General features: G+C 40.4%; 13 protein-coding genes and 1 pseudogene. 3 read left to right on the top strand and 11 right to left on the bottom strand.

What is annotated here, in order from left to right:
* Positions 1–68 precede the first annotated feature (68 nt).
* From JOC94_RS11580 to JOC94_RS11555, 7 genes are all read right to left on the bottom strand, one after another.
* Positions 69–752, bottom strand: a complete 684-nt coding sequence (locus tag JOC94_RS11580) for a M23 family metallopeptidase (protein ID WP_205179398.1) — start codon at positions 750–752, stop codon at positions 69–71.
* A 225-nt stretch (positions 753–977) separates the two neighbouring features.
* Positions 978–1,352, bottom strand: a complete 375-nt coding sequence (locus JOC94_RS11575; protein WP_236017068.1) for a sigma factor-like helix-turn-helix DNA-binding protein — start codon at positions 1,350–1,352, stop codon at positions 978–980.
* Positions 1,349–1,477 (bottom strand): hypothetical protein, encoded by a 129-nt coding sequence (locus JOC94_RS23215; protein WP_268920980.1) that lies wholly within the window; start codon positions 1,475–1,477, stop codon positions 1,349–1,351. Before JOC94_RS23215 ends, JOC94_RS11575 begins: the two co-directional genes overlap by 4 nt.
* 90 nt (positions 1,478–1,567) lie before the next feature.
* Positions 1,568–1,711, bottom strand: a complete 144-nt coding sequence (locus JOC94_RS11570) for a hypothetical protein (protein ID WP_205179397.1) — start codon at positions 1,709–1,711, stop codon at positions 1,568–1,570.
* Between the two features lie 47 nt (positions 1,712–1,758).
* Positions 1,759–2,832 carry a hypothetical protein gene (locus JOC94_RS11565; RefSeq protein ID WP_077110376.1) on the bottom strand — a complete coding sequence of 358 codons (1,074 nt, stop codon included), beginning with the start codon at positions 2,830–2,832 and terminating at the stop codon, positions 1,759–1,761.
* Positions 2,833–3,037: 205 nt separating this feature from the next.
* Positions 3,038–3,235: an XtrA/YqaO family protein gene (locus tag JOC94_RS11560; RefSeq protein ID WP_077110374.1), complete on the bottom strand. Its 198-nt coding sequence runs from the start codon at positions 3,233–3,235 to the stop codon at positions 3,038–3,040.
* A 185-nt stretch (positions 3,236–3,420) separates the two neighbouring features.
* On the bottom strand, positions 3,421–3,795 hold the full coding sequence (locus tag JOC94_RS11555; protein ID WP_408021917.1) for a DNA adenine methylase: 375 nt from the start codon (positions 3,793–3,795) through the stop codon (positions 3,421–3,423).
* Positions 3,796–4,257: 462 nt separating this feature from the next.
* Between JOC94_RS11555 and JOC94_RS11550 the strand changes: the two genes are divergently transcribed.
* The gene (locus tag JOC94_RS11550; protein ID WP_083717369.1) at positions 4,258–4,416 is read left to right on the top strand and encodes an aspartyl-phosphate phosphatase Spo0E family protein; all 159 of its coding nucleotides are present in this window, start codon (positions 4,258–4,260) and stop codon (positions 4,414–4,416) included.
* Positions 4,417–4,979: 563 nt separating this feature from the next.
* Here JOC94_RS11550 and JOC94_RS11545 read toward each other — a convergent pair.
* Positions 4,980–6,455, bottom strand: coding sequence for an amidase (locus tag JOC94_RS11545; RefSeq protein WP_253191860.1), 1,476 nt, complete (start codon positions 6,453–6,455; stop codon positions 4,980–4,982).
* Between the two features lie 207 nt (positions 6,456–6,662).
* Between JOC94_RS11545 and JOC94_RS11540 the strand changes: the two are divergent.
* Both JOC94_RS11540 and JOC94_RS11535 read left to right on the top strand, forming a co-directional pair.
* A pseudogene (locus JOC94_RS11540) lies at positions 6,663–7,874 on the top strand (amidohydrolase).
* A 38-nt stretch (positions 7,875–7,912) separates the two neighbouring features.
* Positions 7,913–8,611, top strand: coding sequence for a DUF5058 family protein (locus JOC94_RS11535; RefSeq protein WP_083717367.1), 699 nt, complete (start codon positions 7,913–7,915; stop codon positions 8,609–8,611).
* Positions 8,612–8,872: 261 nt separating this feature from the next.
* Here the strand turns inward: JOC94_RS11535 and JOC94_RS11530 are convergent, their stop codons facing one another.
* The 3 genes from JOC94_RS11530 to JOC94_RS11520 form a co-directional block, all read right to left on the bottom strand.
* The gene (locus JOC94_RS11530; RefSeq protein ID WP_077110372.1) at positions 8,873–10,048 is read right to left on the bottom strand and encodes a S1C family serine protease; all 1,176 of its coding nucleotides are present in this window, start codon (positions 10,046–10,048) and stop codon (positions 8,873–8,875) included.
* A 435-nt stretch (positions 10,049–10,483) separates the two neighbouring features.
* Positions 10,484–11,917 carry a HAMP domain-containing sensor histidine kinase gene (locus tag JOC94_RS11525; protein ID WP_077110370.1) on the bottom strand — a complete coding sequence of 478 codons (1,434 nt, stop codon included), beginning with the start codon at positions 11,915–11,917 and terminating at the stop codon, positions 10,484–10,486.
* Positions 11,901–12,581, bottom strand: a complete 681-nt coding sequence (locus JOC94_RS11520; protein WP_077110368.1) for a response regulator transcription factor — start codon at positions 12,579–12,581, stop codon at positions 11,901–11,903. Before JOC94_RS11520 ends, JOC94_RS11525 begins: the two co-directional genes overlap by 17 nt.
* Between the last annotated feature and the right edge of the window lie 195 nt (positions 12,582–12,776).

Genomic DNA, 12,776 nt, shown 5'->3' with positions numbered 1-12,776 from the left:
CGTTATAAAGAATCATTAATACAGCAATAATTGGAGGCGACAAGTGGCATGCATTTTTAAATGCCATTTCATACATTTTTTACTTGCCAAATACAAACATTTTCCCATTTATTATTAATTTTTCTTTGAAGATAAACAGTATATTCTCCTTTTGTAGCACTTTTTGAAGTAATATTTAATGTTAAGTCTGTATTACTCCCGTATGAAATAGGATAAACAAGTATATCCTCTGTTCCATCCTGGTATGTAAAATTACCTGACTTAAATTTACCCTCCCTATTCGAAATATAATTCATAGGATTTAAAGCATATGATTTAGAGCCATTCCATGAAGGTTGATGAATTTCAAAATGCAAATGTTGACCTTTGGAATTTCCGGTATTCCCCATTAACCCAATCATCTGACCTTGATATACTTTATCTCCTACTTTGACGTTTCGTCTTGAAAGATGGGCGTAAACTGTTTCGTAATTTACTCCTCTAATATTATGTTTTATATAAATCACATGACCATAAGATTGCGAGTACTCAGATCGACTTACTGTCCCAGAAGCTGATGCAACCACTTTGACATAGCCTCTCTTGGCAATGTCAACACCATTATGAACTCCTTTCTTAAACCCTTGAGTCAAAACACCCTCAGTTGGTTTTATGAATGCATTATTTACTGCAGCACTTGCATTATTTCCTACAAAAAATAATGCCCCAATTAGTAAAGCGACAATTAAAACATGTTTCTTCAAGACTTTCAATTTAACATCTCCCTTTTATTTTAATAGCAAGAAGTACCTCACTAAATGAAATTTCGACTTTATTTATGAATATCCTTCCAGTTTCTTCCGTCAAATAACGACAGTAAACGCCACTGAATATGATAAACAAATTAGCGCCATCCTTTTCCAAGGGACAGCGCCGCCAGATACAAAAACACTCTTCACTTATACAGACTTCGCATGACAACCGCATGACATAAAATATCATCCTACCTCATTTATTCTTTTTCCCACCTTATTTCTAGCTCGTTTAATGTACGCTTGTACAGTGCTTTTGCTTATTCCTAATTCATGGGAAATTGCTGCCCAACTCATTCCATGTGCTACGTGCAAAATATAGCATTGCCGTTCCCGTAGAGAAAATGATGAGAGAATATCCGCAAGAATAACTTTTTCTTCTCTTGTCATTTTTGACTTTCGTTCGGTAGCATCTTCCAATTGCTCTGTAATATCAGGGATTGAATCCATACACTCAAGCGAACGTATTTGATATATCGTTTTTTTGTCAACCCCTCGATATGTCCCTGGCTGCCAGCCAGTTTCTAGCCACTCAATGGCAAAGTCCATATCGTCAATCATGCTACTAATTCTTTTTCTATCTCTTGATCAACAGGATCCGCTTTATCCAAACTTTTATACAATCTAATAAGCTGGCTTTTTCCGTCCAAATATTCTTGGATCAATCTGTCTGCCCAATTCAGCATAAATAGACCTCCTAACGCTGCCTAAATGAACCTTTGTGTCTTCTGTATGTCGGCCTGCTTCCATCAATTAGGCTTTTAAGTCTAATTCCGTTAACTTCTCAGTACGCCGTTTCTGCGGCTTCCTGCTTTGCTCACATCCTGATGCTCCGTTTCCATTCCCTTAATGGTTCTAAATGGCGGATTCACTTGAACACTCCTTTTAACAAATAAAAAGGACACCAAACAACGCGTCATTCAGTGTCCTCCAGATGGCTGGTAGAACTGAGAATATCACCCTGTTATCATTCGCTTTTTTTATTTTTCAAACTTTCACTTATATCTTTCAAGTATTTTATATTTTTTATTATTTCGTAATCTCGTTTAATAGATTCCTTCTTGTTTGCCAACTCTTGCTTTATGTTTTTTAAGTTAAGCCTTATCTGATTAGAAAATATTTCCCTTGATAGGTCATAATATTTTATCGATCCTTTAATATCAATATATTTCTCACTGTAATTTTCATTATCAAATACTATATATGGGAACAAAACACTACCTTTACCATGGATAACCATACCTATAGAGTTTGATTTAAGTGTACCTTCAGAGATTATGTCGGGATCTTTTTCTAAGTTCACTTCTTTAATAATTGCAGTATTATTTCCAACATTATATAACTCTAATTGAAGCACTCCATATCTATCTTCATTAGCTCTTAAAATTATATACGGTCTGTCTTTTTCCTGTTGCATCTTTGTGTTTGTAGCACTTGCATACATACCCACAAATGAACCAACTAAACCTATCCCTGATACCACTAAAGCGACTTCTTTTTTATATGCTCCAAGAACAATAACGACTAGACCTGCAATAAGAACCAATAAACTAATTAGATAAAGTATAGTCCATGTTTTTATCCATGACATATTTTTATTCTTTTGAACTTCATCAACTTTTTCGTGTTGAAATTTAGAATTTAATTTATTTGAGATAAGTTTTAAGTATATATTAGGAAATAAAAAGAATGCCAACAAATGACTTAAAAACCTCTGTACATCAATATTATCAAAGTGAATAACTTGAATAAAAATAGAATAGAAAGCTATAAATATTGCTATAACAGTAAGCCAAGTTAATAAATTACTTTTTACTACCCTTAAATTTTTTTGTGAAGCAAAGATATTCATTAAGACATGGTATACTATGTATCCTAAAACGAACAATAACATTATAAATATATTTATTAGTGTTGTATTATTTACTGAACCAAATAGAATGATCATTATTTTTATAGCTATCATCATGAAAAGAAGAGATATACAGTAAAGTATTAAACTCGTAATAATAAACTGTATATACGGCTTTGCTTTTTGCAATTTGGAATTCCACCTTCTTTATTTTATATACTGTCTAACTAATTCACTGTAAATCTACAAACTTATTTTGATAATAAAAATTTTAATTATCTTTTTCTATGCACTCTTTTACTAATTTTAACAATGACTTACTTTAGGTTCTATTGATCCAATTATTTATACAAAAATTTTTATGGTATCTGGTGTTAAGACTGTATTTATTCTCTTAAAACTCCTCCCCCTCTTCCCTCCGCATCCGCTTCACCTTCCCTTGGTGAGTAACAATTTTATATTCACCGAAAGGAGGAAGCTCTCTAATTTTTGCTTTCCCATCGCAGATGACGATTACACAGCTGGATGGTATATCCATTATATCAAATTCTAACCTTTTTCGACCGTTTATCTCTATATCTTGTATCTTCATGACAGATACCCTCCCGTATATGGTATAATCAATATGCATAAAATCTTTGCCGGGAGGAATCCTGGCTTTTTTTCATTACCGATGAAAGGATAGAGTCCATTGAAGAAGGCAGTCTTTTCAATAATTGCATTTTTTATATTGGTTTATCTATTAGGAAAGTGGACTAGTATAAATCTCATTCCATTTTAATCCCACATGCCTTGATTTATTTGTTGCATGGGATCACGTCCAATTCGATGGAAGAACCCTTTCTCTGCAGCAACTGGATTGATCCAGAGGACTTCTTGTCTCTTTGCTCCAGCTTCTGCAGATACAGTCATTGTTTCTTTATGCCAATTAACCAGTGCGTTATTGTATAATTCGTGGTCATACCCTGATAACAAAACAGGTCCTGGATGATGGTTTAACACTTCAAGTAGTTCGATATGATCATCAAGTGTCATTTCGTGCTTGTAATGTCGTTTTGTGCGGGTTTCAATAATGTAAGGTTGGTCAGCATACACTAAAACCTCTTTTCTTTTATATCGTTCTAGCAACTTTACTGCTGGTTGGTTTTCAATTTGGGCTTATTTCAACCTACTTGCCACCTTGATTATTTTCTCGGGTAGATTATCCCATTCTCCGCCATTATATAGGTTTTGATAGACAAAAGCGCAACCGCTTTTTCATTTGAGATATGAACATTTTTACAATGCTTGAATAAACAAACGATCAACCAACCTTTTCATTAACATACAAGGCACCTAGAGCAGGTGCTTTTTTACTGTTACCGACTAAACCTTTTGTCCTATATCAAGGTCCTCTGCCAATTTTCGTCAAAGATAAACAAAAATCTTTTAGTAAACAAGAAACAATATATTGTATCTATATAGAAAACACCACTCAACATATGGTATAATTCATGTAATCGTTTGATTAGCCCAAATATATTCGGGAATCATTTTGTATCTCAAGTATGACACTGTATCGGATGACTATTTTCCCGCCGCAAGTTTTCTATTACTTACAAAGGAGAAGTAGGGATGAACAAAGCTAAAGGAAAAGAAGCGCTATTAGTTGAAATCAACGCTTTGAGAAAAGAAATGGTTCGCATCGGAATTGCAAAAGGTCTAAACAATAATCAGACGGTCGAATTAAGCAAAAAGCTTGATATAGTTTTAAATAAGTATCAAGTGATTTAAATGTTATCATTTTAAAAGTAATTTTTAAGATTAAATAGAAAAAGAGCATCATACGCTCAGCTTGTAGAGTCCCTACAAGCTTTTTTATGTTGTAAAATCAAAAAAAGAGCGACCCTATATTACAGAAAAAGCCATTGAGGCGCTTTCTGGGACACGCTCCACTATCAACACCTTTTATGAAGAAAGAAACCACATGGAGATTTTTTATTTTTAGATAAAGGATTAAGTTTTATAAAAAAGAGCGACTGTATTAAAAAGAAATGTGCGGCTTCCAAGTTGGGTGCTCTCTACATATACAGGGACGGACATATAGGAGAAAGTCTCCATTTGATTGTCCATCGCCTCTGCTTTATGTGCCTAAGCTGTATTCAGGGTTTCCAGCCATTTTAGGTGTCGCCGCCAATCGCCCTCTGTACAAGCAAATGCGTCACTTGTGTTCGGGTAACCCAGGAAGACGGAAAATCTTTGAATCATAAACGCTTTGGGGACGATAACCGGAAAATTCCATCCTCATGCCCGTTGTTAGCAATGGATGATCAACACAATGTAGGGATTCATGCTTCTTATGAATGGGAACGTGCTTCCACCGCTATGTCGGGACGTTTATCTCCGTAGCGAGTAGCCTGTTCAAAGGCATAACCAATATGCAATACTTCGTAGTCTCCATGATATGGGCCGACGATTTGGAGCCCGATCGGAAGACCGTCGGAAGTAAACCCCGCAGGCACGGACAAAGCCGGATTGCCCAGCACGGAAATGTAACAGCAAGACCGCATCCAGTCTATGTAATGTTCCATCCGAACTCCGTTTATTTCCGTTGGATATTCGATCGTTACATCAAAAGGCGGAACTTGGCTGACTGGCAAAATCAACGCATCATAATTTTCAAAAAAGACTCTCATTCGGTGGTACAACTCATTGCGAAGCCTCTCGGCTCTCCCAATATCAATCCCGCGGAGTTTGCGGCCTTTGTTGAAATTCCAGACATAACTCGGCTTCATTAATTCGCTAAACCGTTCAAACAATTCATGATTGGACATTTCAAATTCCCAGGCTCGTAAAGTATGAAATACTTCATCCGCTTCTGCCAGGTCCGGATTCACTTCTTCTACATGGCATCCCAAATCAGTAAAGACCTTTATTTGCTCCTGAAGGTTGTTTCTGATCTCTGGATCAACAGGAATTTCCCCGCCAAAGTCGCAAGTCCATGCCACCCTTAGGCCGCTTACCTCTTCTTTAAACGGCTCTGAAAATTTCTCTCCTGATTCATGTATCGCAATTGGTGACCGGTTATCATAACCCGATATAACCGACATCATAAAAGCCGCATCTTCCACATTTCGGGCAATCGGCCCTTGTACGCCCAACGTCGAGTAAGGCGCCGCTTTTGGGTATGAAGGCACTCGTCCAGGCGATGGTCGCATTCCCACCACATTATTAAATGCAGCCGGAAAGCGGCATGACCCTCCCATATCACTGCCATCCGCAAAGGGAATCATTCCGGTCGCAACCGCTACAGCAGCCCCTCCACTGCTTCCTCCTGCAGTGCGCTGAAGGTGATACGGATTTCTTGTGGCACCGTATACCTCGTTAAATGTATGGGCACCCGCACCAAACTCAGGAACATTCGTTTTTCCTATGACGATGGCGCCGCTGTTTTTTAACCGCTCAACAATGAGATCATCCTCTCTCGAAACGTTGTCACGCAAAGTCCGCGAACCACATGTCATGGGAAAACCTTTGGCGTTATGAGTATCTTTAATCGCGATCGGGAGTCCATGAAAAGGGCCTGTTCTTTCTCCTGAAACAAGCATACAATCTGCTTTGTCCGCCTCTTTTAGTGCTCTCTCTTCATCCAGAGAAACGATTGCATTTACACTTGGATTCACCTTCTCAATTTGTTCCAAGTGCGCCTGCATTACTTCACGGGCAGACAACTCCCGATTTTGAATCGCTTTTGACAGCTTGCGCAAAGAATAAAAACAAATCTGATCCATACCGCCCTCACCCCATGCTTGATTGATAGTCCGTAACACCACTACAATCTCTCCAGTTTTTTTATATTGTATAAAAAGTCAGAGTTTACCGCAATATTCCTTCGTTAATATCCCTAACATCAAAGTAATCTATTTTATTTAATTTAATTTTTCGATTATTTACATATAAAATTCAATCAAGAAGGTTGAAAGGAGGCGGTTTTTTTAAGCACAAGGACACCAAACCAATATTGATAAGGGGGATGCCACTTGTTACAGGAACAGTATTTTACAAAACTGGAAGAGATATATCCTGAATTGATCAAGTTTAGAAGAGATTTACATATGTATCCGGAACTTTCCCATAAGGAAATACACACACCCGCAAAAATTGCAGACTATCTATCTTCTATCGGCTTAAAGGCAAAACAGGTGTGGGCGGCCGTGGGGTGGTTGGATTGCTGAAAGGAGGCAAACCCGGGAAGACAGTGGCACTGCGGGCTGATTTCGATGTATTGCCCATTCAAGATGAAAAAGATGTTGAATATAAATCACGCATCCCTGGTGTCATGCATGCCTGCGGACATGATCTGCACACAGCCGCTCTTTTGGGTGTCGCAAAAGTATAAAGTGAAAACCGGGAATCCCTAGAAGGAAATGTTGTTTTTATTCATCAATTCGCGGAAGAAGTGATTCCGGGTGGAGCCAAATCCATGATTGAGTATGGCTGTTTACAAAACGTTGATGTTGTATATGGAGTTCATGTCAGCTCGCTGGATTCGCTTGGGACGGTTGGCATAAGAGAAGGATATACGATAGCCAATGGAGATATATTTGAAATTGAAATTTGTGGAAAAGGCGGTCATGCGGCTACTCCCCACCTGACAGTCGATCCCCTTGTCGCAGGCAGCCAATTGCTTTTAAACTTGTAACAAATTGTCAGTAGGCAAGTTGATCCAATAGATTCTGCCGTGGTCACCGTAGCTTCATTCCACGGGGGCAAAGGCTATAACGTGATTCCTGGCAAGGCAATATTGACCGGTACGGTAAGAACGTTTAAGGAAAGTGTCCGCAACCATATTGAAAAAGCGATCGAACAGATTTCAATTTCAACTTGCGGCGGGCTTGGCGCAACGGTCAATTACAAATATGTGCGCGGCTATCCTGCTGTTGTAAACCATCCCGAAGAAACGGGTGGAAAAAGTGGCGATTTCATTATTTGGAGAGGAAAGAGTTCAACACAAACCGGCCCAAATGGGAATGGAAGACTTCGCCTATTATGTAAAAGAGGTGCCAGGTTCCTTTTTCTGGGTAGGCGGAGCTTTGGATGATCAAGAGAAAGTCCACCCCCATCATCACCCAAGATTTGATGTGGATGAAAAAGCAATCCTGTATATCGGCAAACTTTTTATCGGCTTAGTATTAAACTACCTATCCACAAAAGAACATGCTTCATCTACGGATAAAGAAACGATCCAATAACCGTTTTCCGATAAAACAGTTGACAGGAGAACAGGTTCATGACAAAAGAAGTAATGACAGCTTTCAGTACAGTTCCTCTATGGATGATTGCGTTTACTGTTATATGCATCGTGATCTTCCAAGCATTGATGTTTATAAGGTTGGCTAAAAAAGCGGCGATCGAAGTTGGGATGACATCCAAAGAAGTGAAAATCGCGATCAAAACCGGATTGATCGGTTCTATTGGTCCATCTTTTGGCATCGGGATTGTGATCATTTCTCTGATTGCATTAATCGGGTCGCCCTTAACCATGATGAGAATTGGCATTATAGGATCGGCATCAACTGAAGCTGCCGCAGCCGAAATAGGCGCAAACGCTTTTGGCAGCAGTCTGAGAACCGAATCTTTTACAGTTGAAGCTTTTTCAACCGTTGTTTGGACCATGTGTCTTGGTGGAATGGGCTGGCTCCTATTTACCTTTCTTTTTACAAAATCTCTCGGAAATGTTCAAAACAAACTGAAAGCCAAAAACCCAAAGTTAATGGGGATCGTTTCCGCGGCTGCCATGATGGGTGCTTTTGGTTACCTGGCTGTTGAAAAAATGGTCATAGACATCAGTTCGGCGGTTGCAGGATTTATGGCCATTTTTACATTATTCATTGCTAAAAAGACCGGTAAAACTTGGTTAAAAGAATGGTCATTGGCCATAGCAATGATGGTTGGCATGTATAGCGGCTACCTTATGTCTCTCATTTAACCGGGAAGCAATGTTTTTAGAAGTTCTTTTATGAGGAGGCCCTTGATCCACAAAACGTATTACAAACAAAATAGACCTTTTGTATTCACTCAAGATTTTGAAGTGGGAGGCTTTTTTACGGCACCTTACATGCGGGATAAAGTGAAACTTTATTCAGTAGGGCTCCTACTGAATGTTAGTTGAACCAATCGGGCATTTAGGTGCCGTTTCTCCCAGCCGCAAAATCACATACCGCCATAAATGCGAGCCTATTAAGCTTTTCTAAGAGTTGCTATCATTTTTCATTTCCAGTTGCTGATTGCTAGCAAGCTTCGCGTTGAACGTTTGTTTTTTCCCCAATCGGTAGACGTCCAATGATACTTCATCACCAATGTTCATCTCTGTATATAAAACTTTACGAAGGTCACTCTCGCTCTTAATCGCTTTTCCATTAACAGAAACAATGACATCTTGGGCTTTCAATCCCGCTTTCGCTATTTCACTGCCCTCATCTACTGAAACAACCAAGACTCCCTCTTTAACATTTTCGGGAAGATTCTCCAAATAGACGGATGGAACCTTGTCCAGGCTCATGACACTTACACCTAAATAAGGGCGGACAATCTGCCCGTTTTTAATCAATTCTTCCGTAATCCGGGAAACTTGGTTGCTCGGGATGGCAAACCCCAATCCTTCCACACCCTTTTCGGCAATTTTCAAGCTGTTAATGCCTACAAGTTCCCCTTTTGTATTAATAAGGGCGCCCCCGCTGTTTCCGGGGTTGATCGCGGCATCAGTTTGGATGACGTCAAAGTTCCAAGCACCCGCAGAGGTCGTCATTTCGATAGTACGATTCACCCCACTGACAATCCCCTGAGTAACCGTTCTAGACAAATCAAGCCCCAGCGGATTTCCGATCGCAACGACTTGATCGCCCGCCCGGAGCAAGCTGGAATCCCCGAAGCGTATTGGTGTGATGCCGTCACTTTTTTTCATTTTTAATACGGCAATATCTGTTAACGGATCGGTGCCAACGAGTTCCGCCGCGACTTCCTTGCCGTCTTGTAAAGAGATATTTATTTGATTTGCTCCTTCGATCACATGATTATTGGTCACTATATAGACGGCATCATCTGTCTTTTTAAAAATGACTCCGGAGCCGCTTCCAGACGTTTCACCAGCCGCTCGTTGAAACGGGTCGTTGCTGCGCCTCTCACTTACTACTCCCACAACAGCTTTGGAAGCTTGCTCAACGATATCAGCAAATGAAACAGATTGGGCCGAGACATTTTGCGTATTGACGTTGGATGGAGCCGTTTCATTCACTTTTTGAGAACTTGATTGAAAACCACCTATATACTGTAAAGAAGCCAGTGTAATGACTGCACCGATCATTCCCGCGGCGGCCGTTGATAAAAACCGTTTAACGACTGATCTTTTATTTACTTGCTTGTCCATCTTTTAACACCCTCCAATAAGTGCTTTTATATAAACTACTATAAAGAGACAGTGTGTCAAACAGATGTCCGGCTTGCGTTGTTTTAAAAGAAAAGCGCAAGGCGGGATAAAAGGCGTTTTTAGCCACTTCAGCATGTCTGCTGTCTTCTCCATATCATGATGAATATGCCTTAGTGCCGCAGCAGCACAGTTAATCTGACTGTTGGCGATCTCCAGTTAATGGCCACACCCACAATCTTCAGAGTTGGTGCTTTTCCTTCCGTGCGATGAGACGCTGGCAGGCCTTTCCTTCTCGTGACACTTGAACGTCCTGTTGGCGACACCCTGGCAAGATCGCCTGCACTTGGTCGTTCCTTTCCGCCCAACCAAACGATTCGGTCTTATTTTATGCATTTTTTATAAAAAAATAAAACTGCTGGATGTAAAAATAGCAGTTTATATAAATGATGAAGCGATCTTTGGTAAGCATATCCTGAAAATCGTGCCTGTTGGAGTGCTTTTAATCAGCTCCAAATCGCCATCCATGGCCTGGGCCACCATTTTGCTGAACGGGAGTCCTAGCCCCAATCCTCCCACTTTATATTTTTTCTCATGGCCGCGGTAAAATCGTTCAAAGATGAAAGGCTGTTCTTCTTGTGGAATTCCGCTTCCTGTATCTTTTATATCAACGTGCAGAGTATTGATCGATTTTTTGACGGTCACTTCTATTTTTCCTGGCGGGTCCATCGCCTGCTTGGCATTGTTTAGAAGGTTCGTCATAATTTGCTGAAATCTTACAGGATCTACTCGGACATTCTCTTCTTCCTGAAGCAACTCAACATCCACAACCAAATCTCCCAGTTCTTGTCCCACTTTCCATTGGTGGACAGCATCTTTGACAAGTTTATTAAGTGATTGAGTCTTTAAAGAAACAGGAACAGCGCTTGCCGCAAAAGAGTTGAAAGCCAGTAAGTCCTCCACCATTGTTCTCATTTTCGCCGTTTCTTTTAAGGAAATTTCCAGAAACTCTTTCGCTTCTTCTCCACTGACGACACCGTCATTCACAGCTTGCAATAGGCCGCTGATGGATGTTACCGGTGTTTTCAATTCATGTGTCACTCCCGCCAATAGCTCGGTGCGAAGAGCTTCCAGCTTTTGAAGCTGCTGCGACATTTCTTTAAAGGAATGGATTAGTTCATGTACTTCTTCCGCCTTGGCATCGTTTGGAAGACTGATTTGATAGTCCCCATTTCGAACTTGTCGGGCCGCTTTAGAAACCTCTTGAATGGGGTGGGATAACTTCCTGGATACAATATAAATAGCAGCCCAACCGAGCAAAGCAAGGCCGATAATCATAATGAAAAGCTGACGGTATTCCTGTTTCACTTTCGTCAAATTACTTTCCGTTTCAGCGATTACAACCCATCCGAATAAAACAGATTCCGATTCTATCGGCTTTTTCACGACATACAAGGGCTCGACTCCCCCATCTTCCGAAAGCTTTTGCACATCACTTTCCTCGTTGAGAATTGCAGCATCCAGCCGTCCTTGCCAAGGATGTTCCGGACGGTTGCTCGCCAGAATAATTCCTTGCGGGTCAGCAATGTAAATCAATGGATTTTTTTCCATATCCATCAAGTGCCCACGTTCAGGAAACAGACCGGACGAATTTTCACCAGGAAGCATTTCGCGATCCTGCTGATTGACCATTCGGCTCACCATTTCCTCAGCCATAAATTCCATCATATGTAATCTGTTTTTCAATGTCGTATGTCTGATCCACAAGGCTGATACCACTGCGATAATTGTTAAGCCAACCAAAATGGTAAGCAAATATCGCGTCGTCCAATAACGTTGCAGCGGCACCCTTTTTTTAGTCGTTTTTGACACTAAGCTGATACCCCAATCCCCTGAGTGTTCTGATTTCTCCTTCTTCTTTGGGCCAATCCTTAAGAGACTTCCTTAAACGTTTAATCGATAAGTCAACCGCGCGGTCACTGCCTTCATATTCCCAGCCCCATACGTGCTCGATCAACTGATCTCTTGTGAATGTTTGATTAGGATGTTCAGCCAGAAAAAGCAACAACGATAAATCCCGCGGTATTAAACTGATTTCTGTTCCATTTACTGTCACCCGATGAGCCTGAAGGTCTATTGCCAAATGTCCATATTGCTTCACTTGATGGTGATCCCGTTTCACTCTTCGCAAAACCGCCTTTACTCTTGCCACCACTTCATCTCCAATAAACGGTTTGGAAATGTAATCATCTGCCCCCTTGTTCAAACCATCCACCCGGTGATTTGCTTCCCCGAGCGCCGTCAACATAATAACTGGACAATCGCTTTTTCTTCTGATTTCTTTTAATATTTCCCAGCCATCGATTCCCGGAAGCATCACGTCCAGCAATACCAAAGCCGGTTTTACTTCATCAAACTTGATTAACGCTTCTTTTCCGTTTGAAACCAGCTCTGTTTGAAAATGGGCCTTTCTTAAGTACACCTTTAACACTTGGCTAATAGGATATTCATCTTCTACAATCAGTATGGTTTCCATCTTTCCATCTCCAATGTCTCTGACCGGTTGTACCAATCGGCCACTCTTTTGGTTTATTGACTATATCATGAAAAGATGTCAGCGACATGTCAAGTTTGATAAACATGAAACTTCGAAGAAGCATTCTCCACCAATACCCATTTTATATGGGATGTGCCCAGCAATTTTCTCCTTATACTGTGAAACCGCCTCTTC

This window comes from Siminovitchia thermophila (assembly GCF_016909185.1).
GTDB lineage: Bacteria > Bacillota > Bacilli > Bacillales > Bacillaceae_C > Siminovitchia > Siminovitchia thermophila.
The sequence above is the reverse complement of the archived record's forward strand: the minus strand, read 5'-3'. Positions and strand labels throughout refer to the sequence as shown.